At 63.7% G+C, this 17,607-nt stretch carries 14 protein-coding genes; 6 read left to right on the top strand and 8 right to left on the bottom strand.

What is annotated here, in order from left to right; translation table 11 throughout:
• Positions 1-498: 498 nt before the first annotated feature.
• The 6 genes from DX914_RS19950 to DX914_RS03080 form a co-directional block, all read right to left on the bottom strand.
• Positions 499-1,257: a hypothetical protein gene (locus DX914_RS19950; protein WP_147300588.1), complete on the bottom strand. Its 759-nt coding sequence runs from the start codon at positions 1,255-1,257 to the stop codon at positions 499-501.
• A 2-nt stretch (positions 1,258-1,259) separates the two neighbouring features.
• Entirely contained in the window at positions 1,260-2,303 is a 1,044-nt protein-coding gene (locus DX914_RS03090; protein WP_196778807.1) for a DGQHR domain-containing protein, read from the bottom strand.
• A 118-nt stretch (positions 2,304-2,421) separates the two neighbouring features.
• A complete protein-coding gene (locus DX914_RS19945) occupies positions 2,422-2,877 on the bottom strand; it encodes a hypothetical protein (RefSeq protein WP_147300587.1) in 456 nt (151 codons plus the stop codon).
• The gene (locus tag DX914_RS19940; RefSeq protein ID WP_147300586.1) at positions 2,870-3,595 is read right to left on the bottom strand and encodes a hypothetical protein; all 726 of its coding nucleotides are present in this window, start codon (positions 3,593-3,595) and stop codon (positions 2,870-2,872) included. The genes DX914_RS19945 and DX914_RS19940 overlap by 8 nt, the downstream gene beginning before the upstream one ends.
• Before the next feature lie 185 nt (positions 3,596-3,780).
• Positions 3,781-4,326 (bottom strand): hypothetical protein, encoded by a 546-nt coding sequence (locus DX914_RS03085; RefSeq protein WP_115857585.1) that lies wholly within the window; start codon positions 4,324-4,326, stop codon positions 3,781-3,783.
• A gap of 526 nt (positions 4,327-4,852) precedes the next feature.
• Positions 4,853-6,871, bottom strand: coding sequence for a M13 family metallopeptidase (locus DX914_RS03080; protein WP_147300585.1), 2,019 nt, complete (start codon positions 6,869-6,871; stop codon positions 4,853-4,855).
• 446 nt (positions 6,872-7,317) lie between these two features.
• Between DX914_RS03080 and DX914_RS03075 the strand changes: the two genes are divergently transcribed.
• On the top strand, positions 7,318-7,542 hold the full coding sequence (locus DX914_RS03075; RefSeq protein ID WP_147300584.1) for a hypothetical protein: 225 nt from the start codon (positions 7,318-7,320) through the stop codon (positions 7,540-7,542).
• Between the two features lie 10 nt (positions 7,543-7,552).
• Positions 7,553-8,170, top strand: coding sequence for a GyrI-like domain-containing protein (locus tag DX914_RS03070; RefSeq protein ID WP_115857582.1), 618 nt, complete (start codon positions 7,553-7,555; stop codon positions 8,168-8,170).
• Between the two features lie 202 nt (positions 8,171-8,372).
• Here the strand turns inward: DX914_RS03070 and DX914_RS03065 are convergent, their stop codons facing one another.
• Entirely contained in the window at positions 8,373-8,930 is a 558-nt protein-coding gene (locus DX914_RS03065; RefSeq protein ID WP_115857581.1) for a DUF3228 family protein, read from the bottom strand.
• A 156-nt stretch (positions 8,931-9,086) separates the two neighbouring features.
• Positions 9,087-12,530 carry a methylmalonyl-CoA mutase family protein gene (locus DX914_RS03060; protein WP_115857580.1) on the bottom strand — a complete coding sequence of 1,148 codons (3,444 nt, stop codon included), beginning with the start codon at positions 12,528-12,530 and terminating at the stop codon, positions 9,087-9,089.
• A gap of 378 nt (positions 12,531-12,908) precedes the next feature.
• On the opposite strand from DX914_RS03060, the gene DX914_RS03055 reads away from it, so the two are divergent.
• The 4 genes from DX914_RS03055 to DX914_RS03040 all read left to right on the top strand — a co-directional run bounded on the left by DX914_RS03055 (position 12,909) and on the right by DX914_RS03040 (position 17,397).
• Entirely contained in the window at positions 12,909-13,217 is a 309-nt protein-coding gene (locus tag DX914_RS03055; RefSeq protein ID WP_115857579.1) for a YXWGXW repeat-containing protein, read from the top strand.
• Positions 13,218-13,306: 89 nt separating this feature from the next.
• On the top strand, positions 13,307-14,572 hold the full coding sequence (locus tag DX914_RS03050; protein ID WP_231118125.1) for a 2OG-Fe(II) oxygenase: 1,266 nt from the start codon (positions 13,307-13,309) through the stop codon (positions 14,570-14,572).
• Positions 14,573-15,041: 469 nt separating this feature from the next.
• On the top strand, positions 15,042-16,145 hold the full coding sequence (locus DX914_RS03045) for a Glu/Leu/Phe/Val dehydrogenase dimerization domain-containing protein (protein WP_115857578.1): 1,104 nt from the start codon (positions 15,042-15,044) through the stop codon (positions 16,143-16,145).
• A 94-nt stretch (positions 16,146-16,239) separates the two neighbouring features.
• Positions 16,240-17,397: an isovaleryl-CoA dehydrogenase gene (locus DX914_RS03040; protein ID WP_115857577.1), complete on the top strand. Its 1,158-nt coding sequence runs from the start codon at positions 16,240-16,242 to the stop codon at positions 17,395-17,397.
• Positions 17,398-17,607 lie beyond the last annotated feature (210 nt).

The raw sequence follows: 17,607 nt of genomic DNA, 5'->3' as shown, positions 1-17,607 counted from the left end.
CAAACGGTCCGGCTGTCGGTCGTCTATGTGAATTAGGAATGGCTCATACTAATTCCTTGCTCGACGACGAACTCATCGACTTGCCCTCTTCGGTTGTTAAATAATCATCAACTCGCCGTGATACGACACGCTACGAATTTCGTTAAGCCAACGCATAGCACCCTCGAGCGTCTCCGCGTCACTCTGCATTAGGCGTCCTGAGTCACTGCCCGCTGAGTCTCGTCAAAACTGGTACCGGGGCGGGTCACACGCAACGCTGGTCCGGAAAATCTTCATTGATTCGAATCGTGGTTGCCTGACCTATGAAGCCAGCAATCTCTCTGGTCGCGCTTCACCTTGCCATGTTTCATAAGTGGGCACCTGATTTCGTATTGAAAACCGGGTCAAGGTGGACTTTCCCTTCCCCATTAGCCGGCGGCACACCGATGAAAGCGCAAAGCGGCCCTAGTATGATCTGGAAGCGCATTCTGAACCATGTTTCCGCGAAAAAACCACGAATCATGCCGCACCGATAAAGGAAAAGTGATGAATCGGGCCCCTCTTATCTGTAAAGAGCCGCCTCAAAACTTCGACTTCGACTTCAGCCAAACCAAGACCTGGAAATTTAAGTTGAGATTGCGACTCTTGGCGCAGCACCTCTAACGGCAGAGCGATCATGGCATGTGCAGCATCGAAAGCATACAAAGTTGGGTCAGACAAATAATCCCCAACAATTCTACGCACTCCATATGCATCAACGTTCGCAAACCACTCCGGAACCTCAGGATCAGAAAACCTAACATCCCTATAATTTACGTCTTCTCTCCTACAGGTTAACCAGTCAAAAGCGTGCGCACCATCTATCGGCTGAGAATTAAGGACGCCAACAGTCACTTCATGCTTATACAAGCTCGTAACCACCGTGTGTGAATTCCCGCTTCGAGACTGCGGCGAAGCGCCTGGAGTGGCATCCAGACAGAATGGGCTTTTCCCAACATAAAAAACACAATACCCTCTTCGAGCAATTGCTGCTTTCGCCAAATAAAAACACACATAATATAATTTAACGGTAGCCCAACTGAAATACCCTTTCTGCAAACCTGATACAGCATCAGCAAAAGAAACAACTGCAGAATAGATGGCTCCTTTTGCGTCCTCTTCAAGCGCCGCAGATAAGCTGGCGGCCTGAGTCGATGTCAACACCAAACCCTTAATGGCCGCAGGATTATCTGGCATCGAGACAAATGACCTGATTAATAAAGGCGCGTGCTGTCGCATGGCTACAGCTTGAAAGAAGTCGAAATCTGCTGCTGCGGCTTGAACGCATCTACCAATCGATCAAATACTCTTTTCGGCGCATCTTTACCACCGACACCCTTAATTTCATCCTGTCTTACTAAACTCTCCTTAGGAAGATCAATTAGTGTCGAAATGAAACCGATTGAAAAATCCTTAGGACTCATATTGTTACAAATTGGTATTAGCTTTAATTTCAGGAAATCAATTCCACCTGTGAAGCCTGCTGCAAACATGAAGGCATTACTTTTATCTTCCCAGCGATCACCATACTTCTCCCTGAGAACGACGAAGAAGTTTTCAACAATCTTCTTTTGAACTTCCAGCTCAGAAGCATCAATCTGCTCAAATATCCCCTTAGACTCAACCAATGGCTTCAGCGCGGCAACCGCCGTTGATAGTGCCACTCCACCCTTCCGAATTGGCTGATTGGGAAGCTTGATATTTTTAAAGTAGGGAGATCCCTCTGAGTCATTGAGATGCATTGCAATGTCGCGCGCGCGCACCGCGGCAGGATCGACAAATCCCTCACTTGCAATGCCATAAAGATCAAAAACCAAGCTGCGGGGAACAGGCTTCTGCTCCGTATTGATCGACAGAAACAGATCGGCGCACTCCCTTGTATCAAGATTCATATAAATACTGACAGGAATTTCAGTGTCACCAATATGATTGCTCTCTTCGATAGCCGCCCTCAGCCCTTCGACGCGATGCTGACCATCAATAATCTGCGCGCTTCGCGACTCGACTGGAACGGAAAGGAGTCCTTCATCAAACACGGGAGCGGCACCTGCCGTCCAATTAAGTACGATCGAGCTTGGATATGCGCCTTTGTGCAGTGCGTACCTTCGCAAACTAGCAAGGCGTTCGCGGTTGAAGATTCGCTGTACCGCCCCCTCCTCGTCAGACTGCCCGCGTATCGCAACATAAGAAATGCCAACAAGGTCTCTAGCCTTTAGGACGGTCAGGAAGAACTCTCTATTCCATTGATCAACCTGTATAGCAGGCACTTCGATTATATTAGCCACGATGCAATTCCTCAATGATTCAATTAATTCAAATACACTATTCAACTGTTACGACAAGATTTGAGCGGGCGCCCTAAGTCGCGCCGCGTGTGGAAGTCAAGAAACACGGAGTCACCAACTATTGCTGGCTACCTCTACTGTCACTCGCAGGTGGATTTCGTATGCCCAGTATGTGCCTGACGTCTGAAACCGAGTCTTTGATCGCCCCAATTTGCCCATCGACCAGCATGGATGGAGCAACCCGATTCTTAGTCTCTAGAACCGCTGCCGCGTTTGTTTCAATTCTCGCCAAGTAAGACGCGGTCAAACTTAGATCACTAACATTTAGAACCTTTCCTACCGGTTGCGAATCAGCAATCACGGTATCCACATGCTTTTTCTTGGCACCCACTAAATGCTCGAATGCCAAAACACTCAAGAATACAACCACAGATAGAAAAGCCGTTAAAACCAACTGACCTTTCCTCTCCGATTCGCCACTGGAAGAATCTAGCGAGCGGTCTACCGAGTCGATCAAATCGAGAATTTCCCGCTCTACCTGAATACCTGTTTTAGTGAAGTCGCTTTTAGCCATTCTGACTCTCCTCGTCATGCGCAATGGCCTTTAGAGACGACAACTCCAACTGCAAAGACGCCTGCTCTGCTGCAAAAATCAATTTCTTAACTCCGTCAGCAATACCGCGCTGCTCCATGATTTCACGAGCATAATCCAGGCCGCGATTGGCATTGTTTCTCTCGCGTTCGAGAATGTGAACTGCGTCCTCGGCAGATAGTTCGCGATGAATTGACCTACCACTTTCCTCCATTTGCTCGCTAACGGCTGACAAGACTGTCACAACATTGTTGGTGTGAGATCGGTATCTTTCGACAAGCCGCTCTTTGACTCGCGGATCATCAACCACCTCGATTGCACTGAACAGTTCTTTTGCGCTAGACGCGGTATTTTTTACCGCCTCACGAGCTACTTTAGCTAGGCGGTCAATAGTATGGAGCTCATGCTCTATACCTCTGATTCTTTGAAGTTCGACCATGCTTCCACGAAGATTCTCCAACTTGGCTGCAATGGCCCTATGCGTTTTCCGCTGCCTACGATTCGCTATCATGAATCCTGCCATTGCCGGCAGGAGCGTGAATAAAGTTCTGAGGATTGCCACAATAACTGCGGAACCGTCGCCCCCTGCAGGAAGCCAACGATCAACGGCGAACCAACCAAAAGCACTGAGCATGGCAGCAGCCCCAATAGCCACGTACCCAGTCTTGTCACCTGCTGCGTCATCTACTCGAATGACCATACACCCCCCTTGTATGATGAAGCGCCCATTTAAATTCGATCAAAGACTAATTGCCTTGCATGGAAATCCGCACCCAAACACGCGACTCACATTGAGATAGCGTCAGTTAACTCATGAGGTGTCCCGTGCGGTGAATGCGGCGTCGGCAGGCAGCGTTACCCGCCGCCTGCCGCGCCCGCACCGCCTCAACCGATCTCAAGCGTGAAGTAGCCCTGCTCCAATGTGCTGGTATCGCTGGTCGCCGTCACCTGCGCATTGAGATTGGTCGTACTGACCGTAGCGGTAGTCACCCCGTTCACGACCGCATAGACATAGAACGTGTCGCTGATATCCAGCGTCTGCATGGTGAAGCTGTCGGGCACCACCACGGCCTGCATGGGCACGCCGTCCTTGTCGATGGTGAAGGTGACCGGGGCCAGGGTGGTCTTTTGGAACTGCATCTGGTCGGGGCGGGTGCTGTAGCCCTGCACTACGTCGAACTCGTAGGTGCCTTGCTCGCGCACTTGCAGCACCTGGGCCAGGAAGCTGACGGCGCCGGTCACGTCCATCGGGGCGGAGGTGTAGGTGTTGCCGTCGATGATGGTCATGGCGGTGACCTGGTAGGTGCCTTCGGTGGGCACCACCATCTGCGCGTTGGGCTCAATGCCGGGCAGGCGGGCGATGACCTGGCCGCCTTTGCGCACCACGAACTGGGCGATGTACTGGGTGGTGTTGCGCAGGGTGATCGGCATGGAACGTCCTATGAGTGAGTGGCGTTAAAGGGTGGCGTTGGGCCCAGGGCGCGAGGTGGCCGGGCTTGGCGAGGTGTTGGCGGAAACGAGGCGCGGGCCGATGCGATAGGCATGGACGGCAACGGCGCGGAGCGCCCATCCGCCGTGTTCGGCGGGGCGCGGAGGCGAAGGGAGTGCGGGGCGCGTGCGGCAAGTGGAGGCCGCGAGGCCGATGGCCGAACGCGTGGCGGGCGGTGCGGCCCGACCGATAGTGCCCAAGAGCATCGACCCCCTCCCTAGATTCGATGACGGTGCGTTCGCCAGGCCCGGTGAGGCCTGGTCGCGATGGCGTGCTGGTGTTACCCCTAGGGCCGCATGCTGCTCCGAAATGTGCGGCAGATCAAATTTTGGGGTGGGCGGTCTGCCACCCCTGCGCAGGGGTGGCGGCCAGCGTGGCGGATGGGGAGGGGATCGCGGCTCACGCCGCTCCTACAGGGGCAGGTGCGTCGTAGGGCCGGGTGCCTGCCCTGCCTACGCGCCGCTGGCTTTACCAGACCTCGCAGCGATCTTTCTCCGCCCGCACCATCGGCGCGCCGGCTTTGCACTGGAACGCCTGCTGGAACGCGGGCAGGTTCGAGAGCGGGCCGTTGACGCGGTACTTGGCGATGGGGTGTGGGTCGCCCTGGATCATGCTGCGCTGGGTTTCGATGCGGGTTTCGTCGCCGCGCCATTGGCCCCAGGCGATGAAGAACTGTTGTTCGGGGGTGAAGCCGTCCAGGGTGGGTTCGGGGCCTTTGCCTTCGCGCGATTTCAGGTAACCGCGGTAGGCGAGCTTGGCGCCGGCCAGGTCGCCGATGGATTCGCCGAGCACGAGCTTGCCGTTGTGGTGCACGCCAGGTTCGATGAAGTAGCCCTCGAACTGGTCGACCACGCATTGGCCCTTGGCGGCGAATTGCTTGCCGTCTTCCGGGGTCCACCAGTTGGCCAGGCGGCCCTGGGCGTCGAACTGGGCGCCCTGGTCGTCGAAGCCGTGGCTGATTTCGTGGCCGATGACCACGCCGATGGCGCCGTAGTTGACGGCGTCGGTGGCGTTCAAGTCGAAGGCCGGGGCTTGCAGGATGCCGGCGGGGAAGACGATCTCGTTCTGCAGCGGGTTGTAGTAGGCGTTGGAGGTGGGCGGGGTCATGCCCCAGCGGCTGCGGTCGGTGGGCTTGCCGACCTGGCGGCGGGCGTCGGCCACGTTCCAGCGCGAGGCGGCGACCAGGTTGTTCCAGGCGGAGTCGCGGCTCACGACCACGCCTTTGTAGTCCTTGAACTTGTCGGGGTAGCCGAGCTTGGGGACGAAGGTGGCGCGCTTTTCCAGGGCTTTTTGCTTGGTGGCCTCGTCCATCCAGTCCAGTTCGCGGATGGTGTCGTCCATGGCCAGCAGGATGTTCTTGACCATGTCCTGCATGCGCGCCTTGGCCGCGGGCGGGAAGTACTTTTCCACGTATTTCTGGCCCAGGGCCTCGCCCAGTTGGGCGTCGGTGAGTTCGGCGCAGCGCTTCCAGCGCGGTTTGATTTCGGTGGCGCCGGTGAGGGTGCGGTTGAAGGCGAAGTTCTGTTCGACGAAGGGCGTGGACAGCGAGTCGGCGGCGGTGTTGAGCACGTGCCACTGCAGGTAGGCCTGCCACTGCGGCAGCGGGGTGGTGGCCAGTTCTTTTTCGAACTGCTGCAGGAAGGCGGGCTGGGTGACGTTGAGGTCCACGCGCGGCACGCCGGCGGCGCTGAAGTAGGCGGCCCAGTCGAAGCTGGGGCTGAGCTTGGCCAGGCCGGTGAAGGCCATGGGGTGGTCCTGCTGCTTGGGGTCGCGCAGTTGCACGTTGTCCAGCGAGGCCTGGGCCAGGCGCTTTTCGAAGTCGAAGACGGTTTGCGCCTTGGCCTTGGCTTCGGCGGCGGGCGTGCCGGCCAGTTCGAACATCTTGGCCACGTGGGCCAGGTACTGGGTGCGGGCGTCGGCGAAGCGCGGTTCGGGTTTGAAGTAGTAGTCGCGGTCGGGCAGGCCCAGGCCGGCGGCGTACAGGTGGGCGATGGTGCGCGAGGGTTCGTGCTGGTCCTCGCCGGCGTACAGGCCGAAGGGCACGGCGATGCCCACGTCGTGCAGGCGGCCGATCATGCGTTGCAGGCTGGCCTGATCGTGGACGGCGGCGATGTCGGCCAGCCAGGGTTGCACGGGTTGGCTGCCCAGGGCATCGATGCGCGATTCGTCCATGCAGGCGGCGTAGAAGTCGCCGGCCAGCTGCCCTGCACTGCCCTGCGGCCAGTCGCTGCGGGCGGACAGTTCGGTGAGGATGTCGCGCACGTGTTCCTTGTTGACCTCGCCGGATTGCCAGCGGCGGCTCCAGCGGTCCATGTAGGCGGGGATGGGGTTCTGCTTGCGCCAGGCGCCGTTGGCGTAGTCGTAGAAGTCGACGCAGGGGTCGCCGTTGCGGTTGAGGTCGTCGGGCTGGATGCCGTGGAGGGTGCCGGCGGAGGCGGTGGTGGCGGCGGCCAGCAGCATGACTAGCGGAAGACGGGTGCGGATCACGGCAACGTCCTTTGCGCGGGTGGTGGGGTCACTATAGCCAGGGGGTGGGGGTGGGCCTGTGGCGGAAGTCCTGGGGAGTGTGATGGGTGGGGCGGTTGCGTCGGGGTGTGGGGGGGGCGTGGTCGCGGCTTACGCCGCTCCTACCCCGAAGCGGGATCATCGCTAAGCTTTGGAGTGGACGAATCCAACAGGGGGAAGGGATGAACGGATTTCTTGGACGGCGTGGCGCGCGTGCGATCGCTGCGGCTGGGCTGTGTGTGTTGGCGGGTTGCGCTTCGGTAGGGCCGAAAGCCGAGGTAGGTGCGCCACCGGAGGATCGGCCGTTGGTAGGCGCCGCCGTGGTGGGGCACCCGGCTGGGTGGCCGGAGGCGGTTCCGTTGCCGCCGGGCGCGCAGATCGACGGCTATCGCTGCGTGGGGCGGCATTGCACTTTGTGGTTCGGGCTGATGACGCTCGACGAGGTCATGGCGTTGAAGCGCAGCTACATCAAGCAACTGCGCGATAGCGGGCAATGGGAGTTGCTGGGCTCGGACGAGCAGTACGAGGCCAATGCGTTCCGCTATACGGGCAAGACCGAGTCGGGCTGCGGCTACACCTTGGAGATCAGGCAGGGTTCGATTCCCAACGACTATCACCACCGCTGGCGGGTCTCCACGTCGCTGACGTGGTGAGGAACACTGCATGGACAAGTACGACATCAAGAAGGCGTTGAAGCCGCTGTACAGCGCGCCGGCCGGCAAGTTCGTGCAGGTGGAGATGCCGGCCATGCGGTACCTGATGATCGACGGCGCGGGCGATCCGAATACCTCGCCGGACTACGCGGCGGCGGTGGAGGCGTTGTACACGGCTTCGTACACGCTGAAGTTCAAGAGCAAGGCCGAGTTGGGGCGCGACTATGTGGTGCCGCCGCTGGAGGGGCTGTGGTGGGCGGAGGACCTGTCGGACTTCGTGGCGCGGCGCAAGGACCGCTGGCGCTGGACGATGATGATCGCGGTACCGGAGTTCGTGCCGGCGGCTTTGGTCGAGCAGGCGATTGCGCAGGCGATCGGGAAGAAGGGGTTGCCGGCGTTGTCGCGGCTGCGCCTGGAAGTGTTGGAGGAAGGGTTGGCGGTGCAGACCTTGCACGTGGGGGCGTACGACGATGAGGGCCCTACCCTGCGGCGCTTGCACGAGGAAGTTTTGCCGGCGCAGGGGTTGGCGCCTACGGGGCATCACCATGAGATTTATTTGAGCGATCCGCGCAAGACGGTGGCGGAGCGGTTGAAGACGGTGTTGCGGCAGCCGGTGCGGGTGGGGTAGATCGCGGCTTACGCCGCTCCCACAGGGGGAGTGGCGTTGGCCTCTGGGTGGCGTGGTCGCGGCTTGCGCCGCTCCTACAGGGGAGATCGGCGGAGCGCTTTGGCTTTGGGGTAGGAGCGGCGTGAGCCGCGATCGGGGTGGCGGCGATTGCGCGGGCGTGTGGGGGGCGTGCTACCCCAAGGCCGGGCGCGGCTGGGTGGGGTTAGCCGCGCCAGTTGGCGTGGGTGCGCCAGAACTCGACGCTGCGCTGGTAGGCGGCGCGGTCCAGGTGCACGCCGGAGCCGCCCTCTTCCACGCCCAAGGCGTTGCGCATCATGGTGATCGGCGCCATCGGGGTTTCCACCGGGTCGGCGGTGTACATGCAGCCGACCACGCCCCAGTCGGCGTCGGTGTGGGTGCCCTCCTTGGCCAGTTGCTCGCGGCTGTAGAGGATGACGATGAGGTAATCGGCCACGGGCGGGTCGATGTTCTCGAACCAACGCACCAGCACGGGCAGTTCGTCCTGGGTGCGGGCTTCGTAGTCGCTGCGCAGCAGGTGGCGGTTGTCCGCGGTGACGGGCACGGTCAGGCAGCGCGTGGAGGTCCAGTTGCGGTGCACGTGCAGCTTGCAGAACGGGGCGTAGCCGTCGAGCACCTGCAGCGGTGCGTGCTCGTTGAGGTGGCGCTCGAACTGCTGCGGGCCGATGTCCTGGATGGTGTTGCGGCGCGGCTCGCGGGGGAATAGGCGGGCGCGGGCGAAGTCGGTTAGGACGATGGACATGTGGGGTGGCTGCGGTGGGGACGTTGCAGGGTAAAGCAAATCCCCCCAGCCCCCCCTTTTTCAAAGGGGGGAACCACAGGGTCGCCGCTTTGCTTGTCTTCCCCCTCTGAAAAGGGGGATTGAGGGGAATTCGCCGTTGCCCGCAAAAAGCCCCAATCACATGTTGCGGCGATACTCCCCGCCCACGTCGTACAACGCATGGCTGATCTGCCCCAGGCTGTGCGTCTGCACCGCCTCCATCAGGCTGGCGAACACGTTGCGGCGTTCGCGGGCGGCGGCCTGCAGGCCCTTGAGGCCTTCGGCGGCGTAGCCGTTGCGGCCGGTCTGGTAGGCCTGGACGTTGTCGATCTGCTGGCCCTTCTCGCTTTCGGTGGAGCGGATCAGTTCGATCTCGGTGACGATGTCGCCGCCGTGGTCCTTGGGCAGGAAGGTGTTGACGCCCACCAGGGGCAGGCTGCCGTCGTGCTTCTTGTGTTCGTAGTACAGCGACTCTTCCTGGATCTTGCCGCGCTGGTACATGGTGTCCATGGCGCCGAGCACGCCGCCGCGCTCGCTGATGGCCTCGAACTCCTTGTACACGGCCTCTTCGACGATGTCGGTGAGCTTGTCGACGATGAAGCTGCCCTGCCAGGGGTTCTCGTTGAAGTTCAGCCCCAGCTCCTTGTTGATGATCATCTGGATCGCCACGGCGCGGCGCACCGATTCCTCGGTGGGGGTGGTGATGGCTTCGTCGTAGGCGTTGGTGTGCAGGCTGTTGCAGTTGTCGAACAGCGCGTACAGGGCCTGCAGCGTGGTGCGGATGTCGTTGAACTGGATTTCCTGGGCGTGCAGCGAACGGCCCGAGGTCTGGATGTGGTACTTCATCATCTGGCTGCGCGGGTCGGCGCCGTAGCGCTCGCGCATGGCGCGGGCCCAGATGCGGCGGGCGACGCGGCCGATGACGGTGTACTCCGGGTCCATGCCGTTGCTGAAGAAGAACGACAGGTTGGGCGCGAAGTCGTCGATCTTCATCCCGCGCGCGAGGTAGTACTCGACGATGGTGAAGCCGTTGGACAGGGTGAAGGCCAGCTGGCTGATCGGGTTCGCGCCGGCTTCGGCGATGTGATAACCGCTGATCGACACCGAATAGAAGTTACGGACGTTCTTGTCGACGAAGTACTGCTGGATGTCGCCCATCATGCGCAGGGCGAACTCGGTGCTGAAGATGCAGGTGTTCTGGGCCTGATCCTCCTTGAGGATGTCGGCCTGGACGGTGCCGCGCACGGTCTTGAGGGTGTCGGCCTTGATCCGCTCGTAGACCTCCGGCTCCACCACCTGGTTGCCGGTCACGCCCAGCAGGCCCAGGCCCAGGCCGTCGTTGGTCTCGGGCAGCATGCCGCTGTACTGCGGGCGCTGCTTGCCGGCGAACAGGCGTTCGATCGTGTCGTGGGCGGCGTCCCAGCGCGCCTGGTCGGCGCGCAGGTACTTCTCCACCTGCTGGTCGATGGCGGTGTTCATGAACATCGCCAGGATGATCGGCGCCGGGCCGTTGATGGTCATGGACACCGAGGTGCTGGGCGCGCACAGGTCGAAGCCGGAGTACAGCTTCTTCATGTCGTCCAGCGAGGCGATGTTGACGCCGGAGTTGCCGATCTTGCCGTAGATGTCCGGGCGCACGGCCGGGTCTTCGCCGTACAGGGTCACGCTGTCGAAGGCGGTGGACAGGCGCGCGGCCGGCTGGCCCACGGACAGGTAGTGGAAGCGGCGGTTGGTGCGCTCCGGGGTGCCCTCGCCGGCGAACATGCGGATGGGATCTTCGCCGGTGCGGCGGTACGGGTACACGCCGCCGGTGTAGGGGTAGTAGCCCGGCAGGTTTTCCTTCTGCAGGAAGGTCAGCAGCTCGCCCCAGCTCTTGTAGGTGGGCGCGGCGATCTTGGGGATCTTCTGGTGGCTGAGCGACTCGCGGTAGTTCTCGACCCGGATGGTCTTGTCGCGCACCTTGTACTCGTTCACCTCGTCGGTGATCGACTTCAGGCGCGCCGGCCACTCGCGCAGCAGCTTGAGCGCTTCGGAGCTCAGCGACTGCACGGCGTCGTTGTAGCGCTGGCGCAGGGTCTTGAGGCTGCGGTCGTCGCCTTCGGTCAGCGCGTCGGCCACGTACAGGTCCAGCTGCTGCGGCAGGCGCGGGTCTTCCAGGTCGTGCAGCGACTGCCAGTACGACTGCGTGCGGTCGGCGACCTCGGACTGGGTTTCGATCTGCCGGTTGATGCCGCGGCCCTGCTCGGCGATCTCGGCCAGGTAGCGCACGCGCGCGCCCGGGATCAGCACGGTGGCGCGCGGTTCCTTCAGGTCGGTGTTGATCTGCGGGGTCCAGGCCTCGGCCGGCAGGGACAGCTTGTCGCGCAGCAGGCGGCACAGGTTGGCGAACATCCAGCTGATGCCGGGGTCGTTGAACTGGCTGGCGATGGTGGGATAGACCGGAACGTCCTCGTCCTTGGTCTGGAAGGCCACGCGGTTGCGCTTCCACTGCTTGCGCACGTCGCGCAGCGCGTCTTCGGCGCCGCGCTTGTCGAACTTGTTCAGCACCACCAGCTCGGCGTAGTCGAGCATGTCGATCTTTTCCAGCTGGCTGGGCGCGCCGAAGTCGCTGGTCATGACGTACATGGGGAAGTCGACCAGGTCGACGATCTCCGAGTCGCTCTGGCCGATGCCGGCGGTTTCCACGATGACCAGGTCGTAGCCCAGGCCCTTGAGGAAGCCGATGCAGTCCTTGAGCACGGCGTTGGTGGCCACGTGCTGGCGGCGGGTGGCCATGGAGCGCATGTAGACGCGGTGGCTGCGCAGCGAGTTCATGCGGATGCGGTCGCCCAGCAGCGCGCCGCCGGTGCGGCGGCGGGTCGGGTCGACCGAGATCACCGCGATGCGCATCTGCGGGAAATTGGCCAGGAAGCGGTTGAGCAGTTCGTCGGTGACCGAGGACTTGCCGGCACCGCCGGTGCCGGTGATGCCCACCACCGGGGTCTTGCCGCCGGCCAGCTGCCACTGCTTGCGCAGGTGGGCGAGCTGGGCTTCGTCGAGCAGGCCTTCCTCGATGGCCGAGAGGGTCTTGCCGATGCTGATCTCGTCGTCGATCGCGGCGGGCTGGTCCGGCGCCTGGTCGGCCAGGCGCGCGGCGCTGGCGCGGCGGATCACGTCTTCGATCATCGCCACCAGACCCATGTGCATGCCGTCGTTGGGGTGGTAGATGCGCTCCACGCCGTAGGCCTGCAGTTCGCGGATCTCCTCGGGCGTGATCGTGCCGCCACCGCCGCCGAACACGCGGATGTGGCCGGCGCCGCGCTCCTTCAGCATGTCCACCATGTACTTGAAGTACTCCACATGGCCGCCCTGGTAGCTGGACAGGGCGATGCCGTCGGCGTCCTCCTGCAGCGCCGCGCGTACCACGTCTTCCACCGAGCGGTTGTGGCCGAGGTGGATGACCTCGGCGCCCTGCCCCTGGATCAGCCGGCGCATGATGTTGATGGCCGCGTCGTGGCCGTCGAACAGGCTGGCGGCGGTGACGAAGCGCAGCGGGGTGGCGTCGGTCTGCGAGGCGGGGACTACGGCAGCGGGAGTGCTCATGGCGCGCTCAATACGAAAAACAGATGGAGCGCATTGTAACGCGAGGCGGGCGTTGGGCTGGGTTGGGGGGCTGGCGGCACGGGTTTGGTGCCGGACGGGAGGACGATGCGGGGCGGTATGCACGGCCCGTCTTCTGGCTTTGTGTGGGAGCGGCGTAAGCCGCGACGCGGGCTTGCGGCGGCTGGCGTCGTTGAGTGCGGTGGCGCGGTCGCGGCTCACGCCGCTCCTACCCCAAAGTTGCAGCGCGGGCGCTTGGGATAGCGCAGCTTCAGCTTGCTGGCGTGGCACTGAACCGCGGCGGCGCGGGCGTCAACACGCTTGCGGCGGCGGGCGTTGTGACTGACGACGGCGAATCGCGCCGGTAACGGGAGCACGACGATGGGCATGCGGCATGCGATGGCAGCGGCGGTGTTGGCGGTGGCGGGTGTGACGGCGTGGCCGGCGGCGCAGGCGGCGGTGGTCGGAGTGAGCGTGCGCATCGCGCCGCCGCCGATGCGCTACGAGCGGGTGGCGGTGCGGCCGGGTTACGCCTGGGCGCCGGGCTACTGGCGCTGGAACGGGCGGCGCCACGTCTGGGTCGGCGGGCACTACGTGCGGGTGCGCCCGGGTTACGCCTACGTGGGTCCGCGCTGGTACCGCCACGGGCCGGATTGGCGCTTCCACGACGGTTACTGGGCGCGCCGCTGACGGCCTGAGCGTCGGCGGGCGCGCCCGGTGTTGCGCCCCGCCGGCCCGGCCGTTCCCCGCGGGCGCGGGGCTCGGTTACGCTCGGGCGAATGAGCGACGACGCCACCCTGACCCGCCTGCGCCTGGACGCCCAGAGCGGCACCCCGCAATCGCTGTACCTGCTGGCGACGGCATTGGTGTCGCGCCAGCAGGTGGACGAGGCCTGCGGCCTGCACCGGCGCGCGGCCGAGGGCGGCATGGCCAATGCGCAGATCGAGTACGCGCGCATGCTGCTGTACGGGGTGGGCACGGCGGCCGATCCGGAGCATGCGGTGGAGTGGCTGCTGCGCGCGGAGGCCGCGGGCAGTCCGATCGCCGGCTATTTCCTGGCCCTGGTCGCCCTGGGCGGCCGCGCCCTGCCCCACGACGGCCGCAGCAACGAGCGGCTGCTGGCGGCGGTGCGGGCCGACTATCCGCCGGCACTGCGCGCGGCGGCGCTGCACTTCGGCCGCCGCGCCGATCCCAACGATCAGGTGCTGTGCCTGCAACTGCTGGAACGCGGCGCGGGCCGCGGCGACGTGGTCGCCGCGCGCCTGCTGGCCGAACGCCTGGCGCGCGGCGAAGGCTGCGCGGCGCAGCCGCAGGCGGCGCAGGACATCCTGCGCCAGCTGGCCACGCACGGCGTGGCGCGCCTGCCGTCCACGACCGCGCCTTTACCGGCGTCCGCCGCACCTGCGGCGGGCACGCTGGCCTTGGAAGAAGTGCTGCAGCCGGTGGCGGTCACGCCGCTGTCGTCGCGGCCCAGGGTCGCCACGGTCGACGCCCTGCTGTCGGCCGACGAATGCCGGCTGCTGATCGCCAGCGCCCAGCCTTCGTTGCAGCGCTCGCAGACCGTGGACCCGGACACCGGCGCGCCGCTGCCGCACGCCACGCGCACCAGCAGCGATGCGGCGATCGATCCGATCCAGGAAGACCTGGCCCTGCGCGTGGTGCAGCTGCGCATGACGCGCGCGGCCGGCGTGCCGCTGACCCAGGCCGAGCATCTGACCGTGCTGCGCTACGCGCCGGGCGAGGAATACCGCCCGCACCGCGATTACCGGCCGCCGGGCTCGCTGGAACGCGACCGGCCCGAGGCCGGCAACCGCCTGCGCACGATCTGCGCCTACCTCAATCCGGTGGAAGCCGGCGGCGAGACCGAGTTCCCGGTAGCGGGCGTGGTGGTGACGCCGCAGCCGGGGCGCGCGGTGGTGTTCGACAACCTGCATCCCGACGGGCAGCCGGATCCGGACTCGCTGCATGCGGGGCGGCCGGTGCTGCGCGGGGAGAAGTGGTTGGCGACGTTGTGGCTGCGGGAGCGTACGTATCGGTTGTTTTGAGGTCGCGGCCTTCTGTTGCGCTGCTTTACTGCTTTCCGTGGGAGCGGCGTAAGCCGCGGTTAGCCACGCTTGAGGCAGGTGCTGCGATTTGCGGTGCATCTATCGCGGCTTACGCCGCCCCCACAGAAGGCGTCGGCTGCGCTGGCGAACGAAGTGGCGCGGTCGCGGCTTGCGCCGCTCCTACAGGGGGAATCGAGGCGGCATCGGCGAATTGGGTACGGTCGCGGCTTACGCCGCTCCTACCCCACAGCGGTGGACGGGTTGTATCGATCCAGGGGAGGCGGGGCTGCGCATTCATGTCGGCGGCTCCGACCGGCATACGTAGCCGTATCCCCCGATTGCTTTAGACTGTCGCCCCTGCGGCGCCGCTGGAACGGGCCCCGCGCAGGCGAATTCCTTCATTTTCACCGACTTACCAGACATTCCTGGCGTTACGCGCTACGCGCACCACGCCGTTTCGGAGCACCCGATGATTTTCGAAACCCTCGACACCTTCGGCCACGAGCAGGTCGTGTTCTGCCATAACAAGGACGCCGGCCTGAAGGCCATCATCGCGATCCACAACACGGTGCTCGGCCCGGCCCTGGGCGGTCTGCGCATGTGGCCGTACAAGACCGAGCAGGACGCGCTGAACGACGTGCTGCGCCTGAGCCGCGGCATGACCTACAAGAACGCGGTCGCGGGCCTGAACATCGGCGGCGGCAAGGCGGTGATCATCGGCGATCCGTCCTCCGACAAGTCCGAGGCGCTGTTCCGCGCGTTCGGCAAGTTCGTCGACTCGCTGGGCGGCCGTTACATCACCGCCGAAGACGTGGGCATCGACGTCAACGACATGGAATACGTGTACCGCGAGACCGAGTACGTCACCGGCGTGCACCAGGTCCACGGCGGTTCGGGCGATCCCTCGCCGTTCACCGCCTACGGCACCCTGCAGGGCCTGATGGCGGCGCTGAACAAGCGCTTCGGCGACGAGGAAGTGGGCAAGTACAGCTATGCCGTGCAGGGCCTGGGCCACGTCGGCATGGAGTTCGTGAAGCTGCTCAAGGAGCGCGGCGCGAAGATCTTCGTCACCGACATCAACAAGGGCTTGGTCGACAAGGCCGTGACCGAGTACGGCGCCGAGGCCGTGGGCCTGGACGAGATCTACGACGTCAACGCCGACGTGTACTCGCCCTGCGCGCTGGGCGGCACCGTCAACGAGCAGACCCTGCCCCGCCTGAAGGCCAAGATCATCTGCGGCGCGGCCAACAACCAGCTGGCCAACAACGCCATCGGCGACGAAGTGTCCAAGCGCGGCATCCTGTACGCGCCGGACTACGCGGTGAACGCCGGCGGCGTGATGAACGTGGCGCTGGAACTGGACGGCTACAACCGCGAGCGCGCCATGCGCATGATGCGCACGATCTACCACAACCTCGGCCGCATCTTCGAAATCGCCGAGCGCGACGCGATCCCGACCTACAAGGCGGCCGACCGCCTGGCCGAAGAGCGCATCGACGCGATCGGCAAGCTCAAGCTGCCGATGGGCCGCTCGGCCCCGAGCTTCCGGGGTCGAATCCGCGGCGGCCACTAAGCGATTCGACGACGACGGGGCCGCAAGGCCCCGTCTTTCGTTGGGGCGCTACACACACTTTTTACGCAACCAGTTCAGCTCGACAGGAGTCCCGATGCGTCCGTTCCCCCTGGGTGAAGAGATCGATGCGCTGCGCGAGGCCGTGCGCCGTTTCGCCGAAGCGCAGATCGCCCCGCGCGCCGCGCAGATCGACCACGACAACGCGTTTCCACAGGACCTGTGGCCCAAGCTGGGCGAGATGGGCCTGCTGGGCATGACCGTGCCCGGCGAGTACGGCGGCAGCGAAATGGGCTACCTGGCCCACCTGGTGGCGATGGAGGAGATCTCGCGCGCCTCCGGTTCGGTCGGCCTGTCCTACGGCGCCCATTCCAACCTGTGCGTGTCCAACCTGTACGCCAACGCCAACGAGGCGCAGCGGCAGAAGTACCTGCCCAAGCTGTGCAGCGGCGAGTGGAAGGGCGCGCTGGCGATGAGCGAACCCGGCGCCGGTTCCGACGTGGTCGGCTCGATGAGCTGCCGCGCCGAGCTCAAGGACGGCGTGTGGGTGGCCAACGGCAACAAGATGTGGATCACCAACGGCCCCGAGGCCGACGTGCTGATCGTGTACATGCGCACCGCCGGCAAGGACAGCGGCAGCCGCTGCATGACCGCCTTCATCGTCGAGAAGGGCATGAAGGGCTTCAGCACCGCGCAGAAGCTGGACAAGCTGGGCATGCGCGGCTCCAACACCTGCGAACTGGTGTTCGAGAACTGCGAGATTCCGGCCGAGAACGTGCTGGGCGAGGTCAACCAGGGCGTCAAGGTGCTGATGAGCGGCCTGAACACCGAACGCCTGGTGCTCAGCGGCGGCCCGCTGGGCCTGATGCAGTCGGCGATGGACAACGCCCTGCCTTACGTGCGCGAGCGCAAGCAGTTCGACGCGGCCATCGGCACCTTCGGCCTGATGCAGGGCAAGATCGCCGACATGTACACCGCGCTGCAGTCCAGCCGCGCCTTCGCCTACCAGGTCGCGCGCGATTTCGATGCCGGCCACAAGAGCCGCGTGGACGCGGCCTCGTGCCTGCTGCACGCCTCCGACAGCGCGGTGCAGGTGGCGCTGGAAGCGATCCAGACCCTGGGCGGCAACGGCTACATCAACGAGTACCCCACCGGCCGCATCCTGCGCGACGCCAAGCTGTACGCGATCGGCGCGGGCACGAACGAGATCCGCCGCATGCTGATCGGGCGCGAGTTGTTCCAGGGCAATAGCTGACGCGTCGCCGTGGCAGCGGCGTAAGCCGCGATTGCGGGATGGCAAAAGGCCGGCGCATGCGCCGGCCTTTTGCGTTGTGGGTACGCCGGGTGTGGAGCTCATCGCGGCTTACGCCGCTCCCACAGAAAGCGGGGAGCGCTCTCGCTTTGGGGTAGGAGCGGCGTGAGCCGCGATTGATGTGGCCGGAGGTGGCGCGGGTGCGTGCATTGG

Source organism: Lysobacter silvisoli (assembly GCF_003382365.1).
Taxonomy (GTDB): Bacteria; Pseudomonadota; Gammaproteobacteria; order Xanthomonadales; family Xanthomonadaceae; genus Lysobacter; species Lysobacter silvisoli.
The sequence above is the reverse complement of the archived record's forward strand: the minus strand, read 5'-3'. Positions and strand labels throughout refer to the sequence as shown.

What these genes read in the sequence shown, in the direction of transcription:
- DX914_RS19950 (WP_147300588.1), bottom strand. Translation starts at nt 1,257, where the DNA reads ATGCGACAGCACGCGCCTTTATTAATCAGGTCATTTGTCTCGATGCCA.
- DX914_RS03060 (WP_115857580.1), bottom strand. Translation starts at nt 12,530, where the DNA reads ATGAGCACTCCCGCTGCCGTAGTCCCCGCCTCGCAGACCGACGCCACC.
- DX914_RS03075 (WP_147300584.1), top strand. Translation starts at nt 7,318, where the DNA reads ATGACGCTCGACGAGGTCATGGCGTTGAAGCGCAGCTACATCAAGCAA.
- DX914_RS03050 (WP_231118125.1), top strand. Translation starts at nt 13,307, where the DNA reads ATGAGCGACGACGCCACCCTGACCCGCCTGCGCCTGGACGCCCAGAGC.
- DX914_RS03085 (WP_115857585.1), bottom strand. Translation starts at nt 4,326, where the DNA reads ATGCCGATCACCCTGCGCAACACCACCCAGTACATCGCCCAGTTCGTG.
- DX914_RS03065 (WP_115857581.1), bottom strand. Translation starts at nt 8,930, where the DNA reads ATGTCCATCGTCCTAACCGACTTCGCCCGCGCCCGCCTATTCCCCCGC.
- DX914_RS19945 (WP_147300587.1), bottom strand. Translation starts at nt 2,877, where the DNA reads ATGGCTAAAAGCGACTTCACTAAAACAGGTATTCAGGTAGAGCGGGAA.
- DX914_RS03070 (WP_115857582.1), top strand. Translation starts at nt 7,553, where the DNA reads ATGGACAAGTACGACATCAAGAAGGCGTTGAAGCCGCTGTACAGCGCG.
- DX914_RS19940 (WP_147300586.1), bottom strand. Translation starts at nt 3,595, where the DNA reads ATGGTCATTCGAGTAGATGACGCAGCAGGTGACAAGACTGGGTACGTG.
- DX914_RS03055 (WP_115857579.1), top strand. Translation starts at nt 12,909, where the DNA reads ATGGGCATGCGGCATGCGATGGCAGCGGCGGTGTTGGCGGTGGCGGGT.
- DX914_RS03045 (WP_115857578.1), top strand. Translation starts at nt 15,042, where the DNA reads ATGATTTTCGAAACCCTCGACACCTTCGGCCACGAGCAGGTCGTGTTC.
- DX914_RS03040 (WP_115857577.1), top strand. Translation starts at nt 16,240, where the DNA reads ATGCGTCCGTTCCCCCTGGGTGAAGAGATCGATGCGCTGCGCGAGGCC.